Annotated in this window: 15 protein-coding genes; 11 read left to right on the top strand and 4 right to left on the bottom strand. The window is 46.5% G+C overall.

What is annotated here, in order from left to right; all coding sequences use genetic code 11:
* Positions 1 to 271: 271 nt before the first annotated feature.
* The 4 genes from PEB0122_RS03790 to PEB0122_RS03775 are packed head-to-tail and all read left to right on the top strand — an operon-like array spanning position 272 to position 4,622.
* Entirely contained in the window at positions 272 to 1,549 is a 1,278-nt protein-coding gene (locus PEB0122_RS03790) for a Re/Si-specific NAD(P)(+) transhydrogenase subunit alpha (protein WP_075869204.1), read from the top strand.
* Positions 1,549 to 1,959: a proton-translocating transhydrogenase family protein gene (locus tag PEB0122_RS03785; RefSeq protein WP_075869205.1), complete on the top strand. Its 411-nt coding sequence runs from the start codon at positions 1,549 to 1,551 to the stop codon at positions 1,957 to 1,959. Before PEB0122_RS03790 ends, PEB0122_RS03785 begins: the two co-directional genes overlap by 1 nt.
* Before the next feature lie 11 nt (positions 1,960 to 1,970).
* Complete coding sequence (locus PEB0122_RS03780; RefSeq protein WP_075869206.1) at positions 1,971 to 3,371, top strand: NAD(P)(+) transhydrogenase (Re/Si-specific) subunit beta; 1,401 nt, start codon at positions 1,971 to 1,973, stop codon at positions 3,369 to 3,371.
* Between the two features lie 48 nt (positions 3,372 to 3,419).
* Entirely contained in the window at positions 3,420 to 4,622 is a 1,203-nt protein-coding gene (locus tag PEB0122_RS03775) for an NnrS family protein (RefSeq protein ID WP_075869207.1), read from the top strand.
* An 813-nt stretch (positions 4,623 to 5,435) separates the two neighbouring features.
* On the opposite strand, the gene PEB0122_RS03765 is transcribed toward PEB0122_RS03775, so the two are convergent.
* Complete coding sequence (locus PEB0122_RS03765; RefSeq protein ID WP_075869209.1) at positions 5,436 to 6,752, bottom strand: NAD(P)H-dependent oxidoreductase; 1,317 nt, start codon at positions 6,750 to 6,752, stop codon at positions 5,436 to 5,438.
* A gap of 389 nt (positions 6,753 to 7,141) precedes the next feature.
* Between PEB0122_RS03765 and PEB0122_RS03760 the strand changes: the two genes are divergently transcribed.
* The 3 genes from PEB0122_RS03760 to PEB0122_RS03750 all read left to right on the top strand — a co-directional run bounded on the left by PEB0122_RS03760 (position 7,142) and on the right by PEB0122_RS03750 (position 9,662).
* Positions 7,142 to 7,615, top strand: coding sequence for a MaoC family dehydratase (locus PEB0122_RS03760; RefSeq protein WP_075869210.1), 474 nt, complete (start codon positions 7,142 to 7,144; stop codon positions 7,613 to 7,615).
* A gap of 798 nt (positions 7,616 to 8,413) precedes the next feature.
* Positions 8,414 to 8,641, top strand: coding sequence for a 30S ribosomal protein S21 (rpsU, locus tag PEB0122_RS03755; protein WP_075869212.1), 228 nt, complete (start codon positions 8,414 to 8,416; stop codon positions 8,639 to 8,641).
* Between the two features lie 211 nt (positions 8,642 to 8,852).
* A complete protein-coding gene (locus PEB0122_RS03750) occupies positions 8,853 to 9,662 on the top strand; it encodes a tetratricopeptide repeat protein (RefSeq protein WP_075869213.1) in 810 nt (269 codons plus the stop codon).
* A gap of 215 nt (positions 9,663 to 9,877) precedes the next feature.
* On the opposite strand, the gene PEB0122_RS03745 is transcribed toward PEB0122_RS03750, so the two are convergent.
* From PEB0122_RS03745 to PEB0122_RS03730, 3 genes are all read right to left on the bottom strand, one after another.
* Positions 9,878 to 10,966 carry a baeRF11 domain-containing protein gene (locus tag PEB0122_RS03745; RefSeq protein ID WP_075869214.1) on the bottom strand — a complete coding sequence of 363 codons (1,089 nt, stop codon included), beginning with the start codon at positions 10,964 to 10,966 and terminating at the stop codon, positions 9,878 to 9,880.
* Between the two features lie 411 nt (positions 10,967 to 11,377).
* Positions 11,378 to 12,751 carry a glutamate--cysteine ligase gene (locus PEB0122_RS03735; RefSeq protein ID WP_075915503.1) on the bottom strand — a complete coding sequence of 458 codons (1,374 nt, stop codon included), beginning with the start codon at positions 12,749 to 12,751 and terminating at the stop codon, positions 11,378 to 11,380.
* A gap of 91 nt (positions 12,752 to 12,842) precedes the next feature.
* On the bottom strand, positions 12,843 to 13,601 hold the full coding sequence (locus PEB0122_RS03730) for a 16S rRNA (uracil(1498)-N(3))-methyltransferase (RefSeq protein ID WP_075915502.1): 759 nt from the start codon (positions 13,599 to 13,601) through the stop codon (positions 12,843 to 12,845).
* A gap of 367 nt (positions 13,602 to 13,968) precedes the next feature.
* On the opposite strand from PEB0122_RS03730, the gene PEB0122_RS03725 reads away from it, so the two are divergent.
* The 4 genes from PEB0122_RS03725 to PEB0122_RS11800 all read left to right on the top strand — a co-directional run bounded on the left by PEB0122_RS03725 (position 13,969) and on the right by PEB0122_RS11800 (position 17,462).
* Positions 13,969 to 16,059: an FUSC family protein gene (locus PEB0122_RS03725; protein ID WP_075915501.1), complete on the top strand. Its 2,091-nt coding sequence runs from the start codon at positions 13,969 to 13,971 to the stop codon at positions 16,057 to 16,059.
* A complete protein-coding gene (locus PEB0122_RS03720; RefSeq protein ID WP_075869218.1) occupies positions 16,056 to 16,259 on the top strand; it encodes a DUF1656 domain-containing protein in 204 nt (67 codons plus the stop codon). The genes PEB0122_RS03725 and PEB0122_RS03720 overlap by 4 nt, the downstream gene beginning before the upstream one ends.
* Positions 16,260 to 16,264: 5 nt before the next feature.
* Positions 16,265 to 17,140, top strand: coding sequence for an efflux RND transporter periplasmic adaptor subunit (locus PEB0122_RS03715; protein WP_075915034.1), 876 nt, complete (start codon positions 16,265 to 16,267; stop codon positions 17,138 to 17,140).
* Positions 17,141 to 17,318: 178 nt separating this feature from the next.
* A complete protein-coding gene (locus PEB0122_RS11800; protein ID WP_178391758.1) occupies positions 17,319 to 17,462 on the top strand; it encodes a hypothetical protein in 144 nt (47 codons plus the stop codon).
* Positions 17,463 to 17,851 lie beyond the last annotated feature (389 nt).

Below are 17,851 nucleotides of genomic sequence, written 5' to 3'. Positions count from 1 at the left end.
ATATTATCCGGTCAATATTCAAAGAAAACGGGGGTTTGTCAAATGCCCTATTTCCATTCAGACAGGTGTTTTTAAAAATATTTTCCCTGAACTTTTCACGGTCAGAAATCTTGAAAAATGAAATTTTAGCAAAACCACTGGAAATGATGTGGTTTTATCGTTACTACTAAATCGTTTCAATTTTTCTGAAATAATCCGGCATTGTGAATAGGTGGGGAGAAGAGACTGTCGTTAGACAGTTTGTCTTCCCTGAAACTCAAGGAGATAACATTTGGGTCAAACAGTTTTTGTTGCCAAAGAAACAGCCGAAGGGGAAACACGCGTTGCCGCGTCTCCTGAAACTGTCAAAAAGCTTATCAATCTCGGCTATGATGTGTCGGTCGAGAAAGGTGCCGGTCTCCAGTCCTTGATAAGTGACGAGGACTACAAGGAAGCCGGTGCAAAAATCGTTGGTGCAAACGAGGCAAGCAAAGCCGACATCATTTTAAAATTGCGCCGTCCAGATGCCAAGGAACTGTCGCAATATAAAAAGGGTGCAAGCCTTATCGGCATTCTCGATCCATTCGGCCATGAGAATGATGTCAAGGCCATGGCCAAAGCCGGATTGAATGCCTTTTCAATGGAATTCATGCCGCGCATTACGCGTGCGCAAGTCATGGATGTTCTGTCATCACAGGCAAATCTTGCCGGTTATCAGGCAGTGATTGATGCAGCCGAATATTATGACCGCGCCCTTCCCATGATGATGACCGCTGCCGGTACCGTTCCGGCTGCCAAGGTTTTCATCATGGGGGCGGGTGTTGCCGGTCTTCAGGCCATTGCCACTGCACGGCGTCTCGGTGCATCGGTCACGGCAAATGACGTACGTCCTGCCGCAAAAGAGCAGGTCGCTTCCCTTGGTGCAAAATTTATCGCCGTCGAGGATGATGAATTCAAAGCTGCTGAAACTGCTGGCGGCTATGCCAAGGAAATGTCGAAGGAATACCAGCAAAAACAGGCTGCTTTGACTGCCGAGCATATTGCCAAACAGGATATCGTCATTACAACCGCATTGATTCCCGGTCGTCCCGCACCGCGCCTTATCACTAAAGCGATGCTTAAAACCATGCGTCAAGGTTCGGTCGTGGTTGATCTTGCCGTTGAAAGAGGTGGCAATGTCGAAGGCGCTGTCGCTAATAAGATTGTCGAAGTTGAAGGGGTGAAGATTATCGGCTTCACCAATGTTCCGGGTCGTATTGCCGCTACCGCTTCCCAGCTTTATGCGCGCAATCTTTATGCCTTTGTCGATATCATGACAAACAAGGAGACAAAAGCGTTTACTATCGACCGGAATGACGAGCTCGTCAAAGCGACATTGCTCACTTTCGATGGCGACATAGTTCATCCCCGCTTTGCAGAAGAATCAGAGAAAAAAGCCGCCGATAAAAAACCGGCTCCGGCAAAAAAAGCGGATGAAAAGGCTGAAAAAACGGCAAACCATACATCCTCGAAACATAAAGAACCAGCCGCCAAAGCGGATAAAAAAACAGATGAAAAAGGAGCCAGATAATGTCTAACGAGGCTCTCGACAAAGCCCTTCAAGGTCTGGATCAGGCCATTGCCGCTGTGCGCGAAGCAGGCGGCCAAATCTCCAGTAATGCCGTTGATGCCGTCCACAATGTGACCGGCGGTATTATTGACCCGTTCATTTTCCAGTTTGCGATCTTCGTACTGGCGATTTTTGTCGGCTATTATGTTGTTTGGGCAGTCACGCCGGCTCTCCACACACCGCTGATGGCTGTTACCAATGCGATTTCTTCAGTTATCGTCGTTGGTGCGCTGCTTGCTGTCGGTCTTTCGTCTTCAGGCCTTGCAAGCACTTTCGGCTTCATCGCACTGGTACTTGCAAGCGTCAATATTTTCGGCGGCTTTCTCGTTACCCAACGCATGCTTGCCATGTACAAGAAAAAAGATAAGTGAGGCTTGAAACTATGAGTGTTAATTTTGCCGCCTTTCTTTATCTCGTTTCCGGTGTCCTGTTCATCATGGCGCTGCGCGGGCTTTCCCATCCGACAACAAGCCGCAAGGGCAATGCCTATGGCATGGTCGGCATGGCTGTTGCCATCATCACAACACTATTGCTTGCCCGTCCAAGCTTCGGTGGCCTTGTCCTCATCATTATAGGTCTTGCCATCGGTGGCGCTATCGGTGCTATCATTGCCCGCCGCATTGCCATGACGGCAATGCCGCAACTTGTTGCCTCTTTCCATTCGCTCGTCGGTCTTGCTGCCGTTATGGTGGCCGCCGGTGCACTTTATTCGCCGCATTCATTCGGCATTGGCGAAATCGGCTCTATCCACGGGCGGGCACTTGTTGAAATGGCAATCGGTGTCGCAATCGGTGCGATAACCTTTACCGGTTCCATCATTGCGTTCCTGAAACTTGATGGACGTATGTCCGGTAAGCCGATCATTTTGCCGAACCGGCACTTGATCAACATTGTTCTTGCAGCGGCAATCGTTGTTCTCATCGCCGCACTTGTCGGAACCGAAAGCCATCTGGTTTTCTGGCTTATTGTTCTTTTGTCGCTTGTTATCGGTGTCACACTGATTGTGCCGATCGGTGGCGCTGATATGCCGGTTGTTGTTTCCATGCTCAATTCCTATTCGGGATGGGCCGCCGCGGGTATCGGTTTTACTCTCGGAAATATGGCTTTGATCATCACCGGTGCACTGGTCGGATCTTCCGGTGCCATCCTTTCCTACATTATGTGTAAAGGCATGAACCGCTCGTTCATTTCCGTGATCCTTGGCGGATTCGGTGGTGAAAGTGCCGGTCCTGCCGGACATAACGAAGTCGAACGCCGTCCTGTCAAACAGGGGTCGGCTGACGATGCGGCGTTCATTATGAAAAATGCCAACAAGGTCATTATCGTACCGGGATATGGCATGGCTGTTGCACAGGCTCAGCACGCACTGCGTGAAATGGCCGACAAGCTCAAGGAAAACGGCGTCGAAGTCAAATATGCCATTCATCCGGTTGCCGGTCGTATGCCCGGCCACATGAATGTGCTGCTTGCCGAAGCCAATGTGCCCTATGACGAAGTTTTCGAGCTTGACGATATTAATTCCGAATTTGCCGAAGCAGATGTTGCTTTTGTCATTGGTGCCAATGACGTGACCAACCCTGCTGCCAAATCGGATCCTTCTTCGCCGATTTATGGCATGCCGATTCTCGACGTGTCGAAAGCGGGAACAGTTCTGTTTCTGAAACGTGGCATGGGAACAGGCTATTCAGGCGTTGAAAACGAGCTGTTTTTCCGTGACAATACTATGATGCTTTTTGGCGATGCCAAAAAAATGGTCGAAAGCATTGTCAAAGCCATGGAATAAACCTTAAGATGCCGCCACTAAGGCGGCATTTTTTTTGAGGACATGATCATGGCAAGTTCGGCCGAACAGATGAGAGCATGGCAAGGCCCGGCACTTTTGAGTTATGGCTATCGGCCATTTTTTTTGTTCGCAAGTATCTGGGCTGTATTCAGTCTGTTTATCTGGATTTTCCTTTTTTCCGGCAAAGATGTGCTGGCAATCGGGATTGATCCGTTTTCCTGGCATGCCCACAGCTTTCTCTTCGGTTATTTATGGGCTGTCATTGCCGGTTTTTTGATGACTGCCGTTCCCAATTGGACCGGACGATTGCCAATTGTCGGCTGGCCGCTTTTGGGCCTCGTATCCATCTGGCTTATCGGGCGCATTGCCATGGTGCTGTCATCCGATTTGCCGGCGACTGTAACAGTTGGCCTTGATTTGTTGTTTCCGCTTCTTTTCACCATCGCAATCGGGCGCGAAATTATATATGGAAAAAACTGGCGCAATCTCAAAGTGCTTATTTTGCTTGTTTTGCTTTTCTGCGCCAATCTGATTTTTGATTGGGAAGCCTTTAATAATGGTTATGCTGCCGATGGTTATGGAGCACGTCTTGCCCTTGCCATTGCGGTTTTCCTTATTGCCATTATCGGTGGACGGATTGTACCAAGTTTTACACGCAATTGGCTTGCCAAACGCGGGGAAACAAAACTACCTGCCCCGCACGGGCGCGTTGATCAAACCATCATGGTTTTTACGGCTATTTGCCTCGTTCTGTGGATTCTCTTTCCCGACACAAAATTGACCGCCCTATTGTGCGGCCTTTGTGGCATTGCCAATCTTTACCGGCTTAAAAGGTGGCGTGGTTTGGCAACTTTAAAAGAACCGCTGGTTTTTGTGCTTCATGTCGGCTTCCTGTTTATTCCGCTAGGGTTTATCGCTTTGGCTCTTGGTACATTCGGAATTATTCCGGGGGGACGCGCACCTGTGCAACATTTATGGATGGTCGGTGGCATCGGTATGATGACAATGGCCGTTATGACGCGTGCAAGCCTTGGTCACGCAGGCCGCCCGCTTACAGTTTCCTGGCCGGTCGTACTGGTTTACCTCGCACTTTTCCTATCGGTCTGGCTGAGGCTTTTTGCAGGCATTGCCAATAACAATCTGCCAACGCTTCACCTTGCCGGAACTTTATGGATTCTGGCTTTTTTGGGGTTCGTTGTGCTTTACTGGAATGTCCTCACCAAACCACGCAAACCTCGCGTTCCGAATTGATGGTCTTTATCGGGATAAGCAAAACGCAATTTCCCTTTAAAGTGTTTGCCTGATTGCATTTCAAAAGCTTTCACAGCCAACATAACGGTCGGTCTCCGTTTTTGAAATCACACAATGTGAAGAAGCGGGTTCCTACCGGCATTTCATAAAACGATCATGTAGGACTTCTTCTCGCCCTGATTTTCGTGATTGCGCTTGTTGAAGAATGCCTTTGCGGTTGAATCATGTTGACGAAAATTCTGTTTTTCCGGTTCTTAAACCGCCGCGTAAGTCCACTTTAAAAACCGCAGTAGCAGCCATAACCTCGCAGCGTAATAAACTTGTAGTGTCAAGAACGGTTACACTTATTCTCGAACGCCCCGCTTTGTTCGCTTTTTCTTCTTTCTTGGCCTTTTTCATTCCAACGGGAATTTGAAACTATGGGAATCTCGACTGCATGAATCATCGAAAGTAAAGCGACCAAACGGAAAATTGCCGGTCTTTGATATTGCGTGTCGTTGATAAAGAGAAGTCCGTCTTGTTGGCCAAGGCACATGAGAAATTCAGATAGTAGATGACGGATTATGCCTCTCCGTTTCCCCTTTTCGACGGTTGCTATCCGGCAACGTTACGGCGTCAAGGGCTTTGAAAACCTCAATAGCATAAGCATAGGCCCCTTTCGACGAGAGACGTTGTCTGACGCAAAAAACAAACACTTGGCTTCACATTTGGCAAAAAACCAACTTTCCTGTTTGTCAAATACAAAGCCTTATCAAATGGTGGATATAACTGTATTTTTATCGTTTATTAGCGGCGGTGTTTAAAAACTCCCGATCAGCCGTAAATGAGTTTATCCTGTTTTTTACGCAAGCGTGCAATCCACTGGTCTTCATTGATTGCAGCATTTTTTGCCGTAATGAGTTCGTTCTTCTTGATCGGTGCGGTAACGGTTGCCCCTTCAAGCAAACCACAAGGAATTGCCTGGTGCTTCCGTGCATCCTCGACTGTCATGTTCCAGGCACGATAGGTATAAAGTCCGATAAAATCGAGCTTGTCTCCGGGTTTCAAATCTTTCTTGGCAACGGCGCAAACTTCGGCAACCGGCCGATCAAGTGGCACCATATCGGCCTTTCCGTAAAGCATGACGCGTGCGCAGGTGAGCGGCACTTCCATTGCTGTGAGATGATAAGGACGATGGAATGTAAAATAAGGTCCTTCACCGATTTTCAAATCTTCCATACGTTCCCAAACACGGGGGTGGCGCATTTCTGCAACCACAAAAACTCCCGGTGAAACACCCCGCCCGATCGAATAATCGACAACGCCGGATTTTGACAAAACGCCACCATCTTTTTCCGGAATAAGCACTTTGTTTAGCCGGTCGATATCGGCTTTCGGGCCATGCATACCGGGGCAATCGGGAACAAGGCCGGTTGCGTTGGCAATCGCCGTCATTTCGACCATGGTTTTTGAACCATCAATGAATTCGACAAGCATACGCACATTCATATTGCGTTTCTTTGCCTCTTCTTCATAATTATCGGGAATTGCATCAAAATCGAGCGGATTGTTTTTGCCCTTGCCTGCAGCAACAACATTGTGTCCGAGTGCTGAAACAAATTCGATAAGTTCCATGCAGGAAGATGGCTCGTCACCGGCTCCAAGCGTGTAGATAAGACCACGTTTTTCAGCTTCATGTTTAAGATAAGGACCAATCGTTACATCCGCCTCGACATTCATCATAACGACGTGCTTGTTATTTTGCAGCGTTTTATAACCGATTTCCGCACCTGCTTCAGGATAGCCTGTCGCATCGACAATAACATCGACAAGCTCGTTTTTTAGCAACATATCGAGATCATCGGTGGCGGCAATTTTTCCTTCTTCGATTGCTGCGGTCATTTCCGACGCATTGGAAACTTCCTTTGCATGCCCCGTTTCGTCATAAGCAATTCTTGCCGCATCAAGCACCCGTTCGGGCGTGCGTGTCGAAACCGCTGCAACCTCGATGCCATCCATATGGGCGACACCTGTCAACAGATCGGTTCCCATTTCCCCGCAACCGACAAGCCCTATACGGATGGGCTTGCCACTTTCTTCGCGTTTTTTAAGGTCGCGGGCCAAACCGATAAGGGCTACATTGCTTGTCATTTCAAAAAATTCTCCGGTAAAAAACGGTCATTCATCAGCCCGATAAAATATTTCTAAAATCGGGTTTTGCCACTCGTTCAGCGCATAATCTTTTCTTCAAAGGTCTAATAACAACAGTTAAAAATTGCAAGGCTCGTGATTGGTCGATGCCAAAGTCCAGAGAGCAGAGAGCAGAGAGCAGAGAGCAGAGAGCAGAGAGCAGAGAGCAGAGAGCAGAGAGCAGAGAGCAGAGAGCAGAGAGCAGAGAGCAGAATAACAAAACCCCACATTTTCCAAACAAAAATTTGCGCGAAAATTATTTGGCCTGTATAAGCAGCTTGAGCTCATAAATAAGCGGCCTTTCGCCGATGAAAGGCGACCGCGACAAAATATTGATAAGGAAAACATTCATGCCCGGCAAAGTGACTGTTGATGATATTCCCGCTTCAATCGGCAAAGAAGTAGGTGTTTCGAATTGGCGTACTGTCACGCAGGAAATGATTAACCAGTTTGCCGATGCAACCGATGACCATCAATGGATCCACGTTGATGAAAAACGAGCCAAAGAAACGCCCTTTGGCGGCACAATTGCCCACGGCTTTCTAACCCTTTCGCTGTTGTCGACATTGGCCTACGAGGCCCTTCCCGAGCTTGAGGGGACAACAATGGGTATCAATTACGGTTTTGACAAAGTGCGGTTGATGAGCCCCGTCAAGACCGGTGCAAAGGTTCGCGCCCATTTTGTTTTGACCAATGCGGAAATTCGCCCTTCCGGCCGAATCGTTTTTCATTATGGCGTAACCCTTGAAATCGAAAATGTGAAAAAACCGGCTTTGACTGCCGACTGGATTACAATCGCTATGGTTCCCCCAAAAGCTTCTTGAGTTTGGCCGATTTTATGGCACTCCCCCAACAAGATTCACAATTATTGAAGATCGGGGAGAGCTCATCCGGAATTCATAATTTTCATGTCATTTGGGAACTTTTGCTAAAGACCGCTTTTTCGAGAATTGTCTGAAAAAGACGAGATAACGGAAATCGTTTTGAGGTCGGAGCTTTTCAACATGTGATAGATCGGCAATATCGCTTAAAAATTCCGCACTAACGCCGATAAAACTCCGTTTATGCTGGTAAAGACAATATCATTTCCCGATAAAAGCGACATTTTCATGCAACACTTGTCGCATTGCGTTTACAAGTTTCATCCGACTTTTATTAGATTTTTTTCAACTCTTCTTTTTGTTATTTCATTCTGTTTAATTCTGGCAATTTAATCCTAGTTCCGGAATTTCATCGAAATGGTCACTTTTCACCGCCTCTTTTCAGGAAATATCATCGAAATCGCAATTGTTAAAAAGCGAGTCGCTCTTTGATGTTTCCTTTCTATCGGGAACAATTTTTGCGATATTTTTGTTTGAAGTTTTTTTGAAACTGGGTCGTTTCTATAGAAAATCGAGTAAAATAAGCGATTGTTTTGGCTCTTTTTTCGTGTTTTCATCACTCACAGCGAATAAAGACCAATAAATTTTTTAAAAAACACAGCTTTTGGAAAAGCAATATAGACAAGCACGCCTTTTTTGTGGTATTTGCACCGCAATCATTTGAAACCATGCCTTTGCTGGCTTGGTACGTCTGGGTTTTACCCATTTAACTGAGATATTGAAAACAAAGCAGGATTAAACGTGCAAGTACTCGTTCGCGATAACAATGTTGACCAGGCGCTCCGTGCGCTGAAAAAGAAAATGCAACGTGAAGGCATCTTCCGTGAAATGAAGATGCGCGGCCATTATGAAAAGCCGTCGGAAAAGCGCGCCCGTGAAAAGGCTGAAGCTATCCGTCGTGCCCGTAAGTTGGCACGCAAACGCGCACAGCGTGAAGGTTTGGTGAGCGGCCGCGGTTCTGCTCACTGATATTCAGAAGTTGCTGAAATATTCTATCGAACGTGTGGGGTTTCTCTCGCGGTGTGTAAAGTGTTTTGGCAAAAGATGGATTCTGCGAAGTTGAATTTTCGCCTCATACGAGTGGAGATGCAGAACGCATTTCCACTTTTTTGTTGTATCTTAGTTGTCGAATTTGGGTGATTTAGCAACCGTGAATTTGTCTTGAACAGGATCGTACCCGATGAAAAAATTGAAACTTTCTGCTTTCTTTCTTTTAGGTGCTGTCGTTTTTGCGGGATGCAGCTCGACCAATAACGTCCTCGATCCTGATGATGTTGCTCAAGGCTCGCACGAGAATATTTCTTCGCTCACTGCCGTTATCAAGGCCAATCCGCGTGACCCAGCAGGCTATAACGTGCGTGGTTCGGCTTATGGGCGCGCCGGCCGTAACAAGGAAGCAATTGCCGACTTTACCTCGGCCATTTCACTTAACCCGAATTTCTATAACGCCTATGCCAATCGTGCTTTGATCTATCGCAATATGGGAAATATGTCGGCTGCAATTGCCGATTATAACCGTGCTTTGGCAATCAATCCGAATTATGACGTTGCATTGATCGGACGCGGAAATGTCTACCGTTTAAGCGGTAAGCTTGATCTTGCCTATAACGATTTCAACAGTGCCATTCAGGCTGGCACAACCGATGGACGTGCCTGGCACAACCGTGCGCTCATCGAACAGGCTCGTGGTGATCAGCAGCAGGCAATCTCGGATTTTGGTGCAGCCATGTCGCGCCAGCCGAATGCTCCCGCCCCTTATAACGGACGCGGACTTTCATATGCCGCACTTGGCGACTGGGATAATGCCTTTGATGATTTCAATGCAGCAATACGTCTTGATAGCAACATTGCTGAAAGTTGGTCAAACCAGGCAATGGTTTATGAACATCGCGGCGAGAAGAAGAAAGCCTACGCGTCCTACACAAAGGCAGTCACCCTTGATCCGAATTTCAAGCCTGCAAAGGAAGGACAACGCCGTACGCGTGGGTGATTATCCGACTTCGTTAGCAAGTCCATCACTGCTGTTCTATTTATGCCCGCAATTCAATCAATCCGTGGGCACATGACAGCCTGTTTGGAAAAATCAAAAAGCCTGAAACAAAAATTTGTTTCAGGCTCTGAATTGACAATGTGTTTTAAAAGAATTTACAGCTTTGAAAAAGCCGGCCCTTCAACGAAGGAGCGGCACCAGAAAAATTGTATTTCCTACATTCTGAAACGGAAAATCGCTGCAAGCGATTGGTTATTGGGAATATCGCTCTTGCGCACTGCAAGCACATGCCCACCATTGGCAAGAACGCGGCTTGCTATCTCGTCCACCACATTATAGGTATCCGGCCCTTCCTTACCGAAAGTAACCGCACCGGTTTTTTCGTCAACAGTGCCGTGAACCATTTCATCCATATCGGCAAGCAGAGTATCAATCTGGCCGAATGTTGCTGCACGTGCAGCAAGTGCAATATCGGTTGTGGTACGCCCCTCGTTCGTCAAATGTTCGAAACGCGAGCGGATATCGGCAACTTGCCGTTCATAATAGCGATCAAGAACCGGACGGGCAAGATCACCGATTTCCGTCGGATTTGCGCGGTCAAGCCCTGCATTCACAATCTCTCCGATCAGGTTGCTGCCGCTATAAACGGAACGGAAAGCATTGATTGCCGCATCACTTCCGGCAACAATCAAAGGAATGTCCGACCGCGTCAAATAACGACGCAAAGCAGAATCAACCAGACGACAATATTGGGTCAAACGGCCTGCCGTATTGGAACTGATTTTCTCGTTTCCCGTACCGGTTGCGCTATTCATATTTTTCGGCATATCCGGCACCTTGACTTCGAATGGTTCGATATCATTTGCTATTTCAATAAGACGCGCGGTTGATTCAGAAATAACCACGACATGAGCCGTATGGGCAAAAGTAATCGAACGAAGAAGCGGGCTCAGCATAAAACGGTCGGCCACTTCGACAAAAGACTTCAACCGGTTTGCAAGGCGGAAAGTCCAGATGTGATCGGGGGTTGCCAAAACTGCAAGACTGCGTGCCTGCTTCAACCAGAATTCCTCATAATCGGAAAGACCGGTCAACAGGTTTTCCATCGCTGCCAGACGTCTTTTGTCAGTCAAAGACTGGGATTGCGCCAACGCTTCCTTCACCTGATTTGCATATTCAATTTTACTGGCACCAATTTCGGATGTAATCGGTGTAGTCGGCAAGTATATTGATACACATGCATCAGCTCTCACCTCTCGCAATTTGTTAAAATCCGTCATTGATGGAATATCGACATGCTGCATTGAGAAATCCCTTTCCTCTCTTGTTTACTCAATATTGATATGGGCATTCGACATGTCCAAAAACAAGACAATCGGGATTTTATTTTTCTTAAAAATGCAATAATCCGGATTTTTTTAAAAAATAACTTCTATAATAATGCTTTTAACCACTTTCAAAACCCGCAAACTTTACAGGATCGGGAAAGCGGTTCTTCATAAATCCGGACAATCAACATTCTTTGTTGATTAAAGCCGGATTTGCTTTGAACAAACCGCAAAAATAGAAGGTGATAAAATGCTTATTTTTCCCGTTCCGGTTTTTAAAATTACGCGAAGACAGTTCCAAAAGCGGATGCAGTACCAAAACCAAGCACAGTTCAAAAGCGAGTGCCAGGCAGATTGATGCCACCCGCTTAAACTTTACCCAAAAGCTTAATATGCATATTCTAAAAAGACCGGATCAACCGAACCACCCCAAACCGAATGGAATTTGGATATCAGTCTTTCCGAATCGCATTTTCCGGTCGTTGCCACCTCGAAGAGCGGGTCGAGAAAACATGTCTCATCGTCACCATCGGCATTCAATTTTTTACGGTTGGCGAGACCTTTTCGGGAAATATCAAGGGCCTGACGGGCAATTTCCAGTATGGTTGTATTGCGGAAACGTGTTTTCAACCCTTCGACGGGAACAAGGTTGCGCATAGCAAGAACTTCCTCATAGCCCCAATCTTTTGTCATCTCATAGGCGCTATCGAGTGCTTCTTTATCATAGAGTAAGCCAACCCAGAAAGCCGGCAGTGCACAGATACGACGCCACGGGCCACCATCGGCACCACGCATTTCCAGAAAACGTTTGAGCCGAACTTCCGGAAACAATGTTGAAAGATGGTTGATCCAATCGCCCATATTGGCGCGGTAATCGTCAACTTTTCCCTTTAAAGCACCTTCCATGAATTGGCGGAATGTGATGTCGGTGCAATCATGATAATGTCCGTCACGAACAACAAAATACATAGGCACATCAAGGGCCCATGCGGCGTAATCGGCAAAACCGAAATTTTCGTTAAAAACAAAAGGCAGAACGCCGGCGCGACGGTTATCGGTATCACGCCATATTTCCGAACGCCATGACATGAAGCCGTTCGGCTTTCCTTCTGTGAATGGCGAAGTGGCAAAAAGTGCTGTGGCAATTGATTGCAATTTCATCGAAACTTGCATTTTACGGCGCATATCTGTTTCCGATGAAAAGTCCAGATTAACCTGAATTGTGCAGGTCCGATACATCATATCAAGACCGTGCTTGCCCACTTTCGGCATATAGTTGGTCATAATATGGTAACGTGACTTGGGCATTTGGGGCGTTTCGTCAAGACGCCATTTGGGGCTACCGCCGAGTCCCAGAAAGCCGATACCAAGAGGTGCCGCAATTTCCTTGACTTGTGCAAGATGGGCATTTACTTCGCGGCAAGTCTGGTGAATTGTTTTGAGTGGTGCACCCGAAAGTTCGAATTGCCCACCCGGTTCAAGAGAAATGGCGCCAGCACCCGTCGGCTCTAACAATCCGATAATTTTTCCTTCATCAAGGATCGGTTCCCAACCGAGCATGGCTTGCATGCCTTCAAGCAAGGCACGAATGCTCCTTTTACCTTCATAGGGGACAGGGCGGTTACCCTCGACAAAAAACGGAAATTTTTCGTGTTCGGTACCAATTCGCCATTTATCGGAAGTTTTCGCGCCACCCGCAAGATAGTTTACCAGATCATCAAAACCGTTGATTGCTGTTTCATCTTCAATGTCGCGCGCCATAACTCACAATTTCCAATTTTTTGTAATTTATCTTATCTTTTAATCGTTTTCATCACTCTTTCAAGTACCACAATTTCAAGTCCCACTGCCCTCATATCAGAGACCGCTCGTCGTCGCGCCAATCACCCAAAGTTGCATCGATAACTGCAAGGGCAGCAACCGCAGCGGTATCCGCTCGCAAAATTCTGGGTCCCAAGGGGATCGCATGAACAAACGGAAATTGCTTGAGTCGAGAGCGTTCTTCATCACTGAAACCACCTTCCGGCCCGATAAGCACACCAAGTGGAGCTCGCGGCATCTTTTTCAATATTTCAAGCGGATTTTGCGTATCAGCAGCTTCATCACAAAAAATAAGATGCCGTTCCTGCTGCCAATTTTTCAAAAGCTCTCCGAGTGAAACCGGACTGCGGCAAGAACTGATAGAAAGAACACCACATTGTTCACATGCTTCAATAATGTTAGCTTGCATACGCTCTTCGTTCAGCCGCGTCACTTGTGTGAAACGGGTGATAACCGGTTGCAAAACCGATGCCCCCATTTCCACCGCCTTCTGCACCATATAATCAAGGCGGGCGTGTTTAAGCGGCGCAAAACAATAGACGAGATCGGCAGGTGCGGCCTGCCCACGCTCTTTTGAAACGAGCTCCAGCACTACAATTTTCTTTTTGATTTCATAAATTTTTGCACGCCATTCGCCATCTTTTCCATTGAAAAGCAGAAGCTCGCTTCCTTCGTTCATCCGCAGTACATTTTTAAGATAATGCGAACGGGTTTCATCAAGATCCAGTTTCCCGCAGGCTGACAACGGTTCTTCGACAAAAAGCCTCTGTAATTTATAATTGGCGCGCATTGCTTCTCACTTTTCTGCCCGTGCTTTTTTAAAAAAGCTTTTAAAATTTCCGAATGCCCCATCACCCACCAACTTATCCACCCGTCGGGAATTTTTCAAAATGCCGGTCGATAGGGGCTCTTAAGGCCGGTTTTCCAGCCTTTTAAAAAAATCAAGCTCAACAATATAGTGAGTGTTTCAAAATTCGTAGTTACTTTTTACATAAAGGTGACTAGAAACTTTAAAAAAATAAAACTAAATATGAGAAGAAACTACCTTCTCTCAACGCTGTCAGATTAGTGATCTCGTAGGAAAGCAGCTTTATTGTGTTATTCCGGACAAAGGGGAATTGTCTTTTTGCCCGCTTATTGTGTTTGTTTGAAAATTTATGACTGTTAGCGTTAAACAACCGACTGTTTGGGATGTTGTCTTTTCCCTGAAAACTTTTGCAGCCGCGGCTTTGGCTCTTTATATCGCCTTTTTATGCGATCTTCCTAACCCTTATTGGACGATGACAGCCGTTTATATTGTTGCCAATCCGCTATCCGGGGCTTTGACTTCCAAAGCATTTTATCGACTTCTTGGAACGGTAATCGGCGGCATGGCAACCGTTATCATGTTGCCCATGCTTATCCCCTCACCCGAGCTTACAACTTTGGGACTTGCGTTATGGCTCGGCGGATGCCTGTTCATCAGCGTATTGGACCGGTCACCGCGCGCTTACGTCTCGATGCTTGCCGGCTATAGCATCTGCATTATCGGATTTATGATCGTCGACGCGCCGGAAACAGTCTTTGATTATTCGGCAAGTCGTGTGGAAGAAATCGGCGTTGGCATCATTTCTGCCGCGCTAGTTGGCCGCCTTGTTTTTCCCCGTCATGCAGGGCCGGTTCTGGCAGAGCGTATTGATAAATGGCTCAGAAACAGTGCCGATCTTGCAATTATGTACATTAGAGGACAAGGCAAAAGCGAAGACGCATTAAAAAGACGCCAAAAACTTGCAATTGATGCCGTTGATTTGCGCGCTTTTACCACGCATGTCACTTATGACTCTTCGACATTGCCATCCACTGTCAATGCCATGCGCGTTTTGCAAAGCCGCATGGTTTCTTTATTGCCGATGGTTGCAAGCTGTAACGATCTTATCAACCGGCGCAACAAATTGATTACAGAGCAATGTGATGGCAAAAGCAACAGCACCAAACTTGACGAATTGATTGAAGAAACCGCTGCCTGGCTTAAAACCCACGAGCCGATGAAGCCGGAAGGCATCGCCCGCATCAAGGCTTTGAAGCAATCCATATTGGATGATATTGGCCGTTCGAAAGTGTGGCTTGATCTTGTTTCGCGCAATCTGACATTACGCCTTGTTGATATTATGGAAATCTATTCCGACTGTCTGCATTTGCGTAATGATATCGTCAACGGCACCCAACACAAATTGCGTTGGCACCGTTTCGATTTTCTGGGCGAAGTCCGGTCTATCCACTATGACTTCGGCATTGCCTTTCTTTCAGCCTTTTCTGCAATCCTTGCCATTTTCATTATTGTCACTCTCTGGCGTATGACAGAATGGACACAAGGCGCCACTGCTGCAATGATGACCGGTATTTTTAGTAGCCTTTTTGCAACGAAAGACGACCCTGTTCCGGCAATTCGCGGGATGCTGAAACAAATTCTTTTGGTTCTTGTTATTGCCTTTGTCCTGCAATTCGGTATTTTGCCACTTGTCGACGGCTATTTGCCGCTCATGCTTTGTCTGGCACTTGTCCTGATACCGGCCGGCATCATGATGGCGATCCCTTCAAAATTTGCCATGGGCATGACAATGACAGTCAACCTGCCCAATCTGTTATTGCTGCAATCTCGATTAAGCGGAGATTTTTATAATTTCATCAATATCAATACAGCAATGATTTTGGGAATTATTGTTGCAGCAGCAACGGCTTCCATCGTACGCTCCGTCGGTGCGGAATGGAGCGCTTTTCGCCTCATCCGTGCAAGCTGGCTTGATATTATCGAGGTTGCCGAAAGGCCGACAAATACCAAAGCCTATAACGAATTGTTACATCGTATGCTTTACCGCTATGGCTTGATTGCGCCCCGTTATGCCTTGATCCCGATCCATTCACGCGTTCGCCAGACCGATATTCTCAAAGATGTCCGTGTGGGGCTTGATACAATCGAACTGCAACATTTGAAGGATTCACAAGGGCCAACCAATCGACAAAATCTTGCCAATGTTTTGGAGGAACTCGCGTTCTACTATCGCGTAAAAGTAAGTAGCACCGACGTGCCCGAAGGCAAAGAATTGCTAGAAGCAATTGATACAACACTCAACTGGACTCTTGCACTTCCGGATTCGGAAGATCATCAGAAGATCTCGTTTGCATTAACCGGATTGCGGCAAAATTTGTTTGGTGATGCAAAGCCTTACAAAGCAGTCTTGCCTCCGATTTTCAAAGGACATGACTCATGAACCCCGAGGTTGATATTTATGGTGTCTATATTCCGACAATCGGAATTCTGGCACTTGTCAGCTATTTTTTGAATGTTGCTCTCCAGCGGTTCATCTTGCGCAAAGGGTTGGAACGCTTCATCTGGCACCATGCGCTTTTTGCAGCGGCAACCTATTTCATCATTTTGAGTATTCTTTCTTTCATTGTAACTCGGATTTAACGGATATGAACAAGCTTATAGCCAATTCCGGTCGTATATTTTTCACCCTTGTCATGGCTCTGGTGGCCGGCCTTCTCCTCTGGCAGTTATGGAACTATTACATGAATGACCCATGGACAAGAGACGGTAAAATAAGTGCCGATGTTGTTCGTGTTGCGCCTGATGTTTCCGGTTTTGTAACCGAGGTCAATGTCGTCGATAACCAACATGTCAAAAAGGGCGATGTTCTTTTCAAGATTGATCAGGCACGTTTTTCTCTAGCTTTTGAAGATGCACAAGCCATGGTTGACAATGCAAAAGCTGCTCACGATCAGGCAAAACGCGATCTCGAGCGTGACCAGAAACTGGATGACAAAACCATCACCCGCCAACAATTGGAAACAGCCGCTATGCAAGAATTGCAAACCGCAGCGACATTGCGCAAGGCAATCGTCCAGCTTGATACGGCAAAACTCGATCTTGAACGTTCGACAGTTCGTGCTGCTGTAAATGGTAAACTGACCAATTTTTCTCTGGAACCTGGTGAATATGTTACGCAAGGCAAACCGGTTACCGCGCTTGTCGATACCGATTCGTTTTATGCATCCGGCTATTTTGAAGAAAACAAACTCGACCGCATTCATATCGGCAGTCGTGCAACCATCCACATTATGGGATCAAGCACTGTGTTGACCGGCGTTGTTGAAGGTTTTGCTGCAGGCATCGAAGATCGTGAGCGCACGCAAACCACAAGCCTGCTTGCCAATGTTGCGCCGACATTCAACTGGGTTCGCCTTGCACAACGTATACCGGTGCGTATCAAACTTGATCCGGTACCTGACAATATCCACCTTGTTTCGGGACGCACTGTCAGTGTCGCAATCGAAGAAAACAAGAAATAACCGGTTGATTTTCGTCAAGATTTTTTCGTCACTTAAGTGCAACAGATTTAACTTTTTTTTACTTTAATCGGCAAAAACTCCGAATAAAGCGCTGTTCATTCATTGTCGAAAAAGAAACTTCGCTATATGACAACACACAATTTAAAACTTGATAATCACATTTGATCGGAGAGATAAAATGTCAGCCAAGAGAGCCACCTTGGTGACTGTTGCTGCTCTTTTCACATTTATTCTAGTTGCTGCCGGAATTGGTTCGGTCGGTGCCGGAAATAACGAGTTTATGAGCAAAGACGGTTATGGTGTTCATAGCTCGATGCGTTAATATCTGAACTATCTGACCGGATTACCTTGTCAAACTAAAGCCGGCAGTCATAATTTTAAAAGGGGCCTTCAGGCCCCTTCTTTTTATGATTTCTTCGTCCGTTTCCGATAAGTCTGTTTGTTCCCGTTTCAATTTACCGGCTGAATTTTGTGGAATCTTCTTTCCGCCGATTGAAGGCGGCTTGCGGAATTTCATAAATTTTGATTATCCGTTTTGTCGGTAAACAAATCGAACTTCACAAACGTGAAAAGCCCGATTTTTCCTGAATTAAAAAGTCGAATATGGTTGCTTTTGTTATCGCCAAGCATTTTCAAATTCCGCGGGGGCACACTCCCATTACAGTGATCGGAACAAGGCCATCAATTATCGGATTTTAGATAACTATATCA

It is taken from the genome of Ditibartonella apis (assembly GCF_001952075.1).
In the GTDB taxonomy this organism is placed as follows: Bacteria; Pseudomonadota; Alphaproteobacteria; order Rhizobiales; family Rhizobiaceae; genus Bartonella; species Bartonella apis.
This window is presented reverse-complemented; position numbering and strand designations above follow the sequence as displayed.

Excerpts from the sequence above, each read along its gene's own strand:
- PEB0122_RS03785 (WP_075869205.1), top strand. The coding sequence starts at position 1,549 with ATGTCTAACGAGGCTCTCGACAAAGCCCTTCAAGGTCTGGATCAGGCC.
- PEB0122_RS03780 (WP_075869206.1), top strand. The coding sequence starts at position 1,971 with ATGAGTGTTAATTTTGCCGCCTTTCTTTATCTCGTTTCCGGTGTCCTG.
- PEB0122_RS03775 (WP_075869207.1), top strand. The coding sequence starts at position 3,420 with ATGGCAAGTTCGGCCGAACAGATGAGAGCATGGCAAGGCCCGGCACTT.
- PEB0122_RS03765 (WP_075869209.1), bottom strand. The coding sequence starts at position 6,752 with ATGACAAGCAATGTAGCCCTTATCGGTTTGGCCCGCGACCTTAAAAAA.
- PEB0122_RS03760 (WP_075869210.1), top strand. The coding sequence starts at position 7,142 with ATGCCCGGCAAAGTGACTGTTGATGATATTCCCGCTTCAATCGGCAAA.
- PEB0122_RS03750 (WP_075869213.1), top strand. The coding sequence starts at position 8,853 with ATGAAAAAATTGAAACTTTCTGCTTTCTTTCTTTTAGGTGCTGTCGTT.
- PEB0122_RS03745 (WP_075869214.1), bottom strand. The coding sequence starts at position 10,966 with ATGCAGCATGTCGATATTCCATCAATGACGGATTTTAACAAATTGCGA.
- PEB0122_RS03735 (WP_075915503.1), bottom strand. The coding sequence starts at position 12,751 with ATGGCGCGCGACATTGAAGATGAAACAGCAATCAACGGTTTTGATGAT.
- PEB0122_RS03730 (WP_075915502.1), bottom strand. The coding sequence starts at position 13,601 with ATGCGCGCCAATTATAAATTACAGAGGCTTTTTGTCGAAGAACCGTTG.
- PEB0122_RS03725 (WP_075915501.1), top strand. The coding sequence starts at position 13,969 with ATGACTGTTAGCGTTAAACAACCGACTGTTTGGGATGTTGTCTTTTCC.
- PEB0122_RS03720 (WP_075869218.1), top strand. The coding sequence starts at position 16,056 with ATGAACCCCGAGGTTGATATTTATGGTGTCTATATTCCGACAATCGGA.
- PEB0122_RS03715 (WP_075915034.1), top strand. The coding sequence starts at position 16,265 with ATGAACAAGCTTATAGCCAATTCCGGTCGTATATTTTTCACCCTTGTC.
- PEB0122_RS11800 (WP_178391758.1), top strand. The coding sequence starts at position 17,319 with ATGTCAGCCAAGAGAGCCACCTTGGTGACTGTTGCTGCTCTTTTCACA.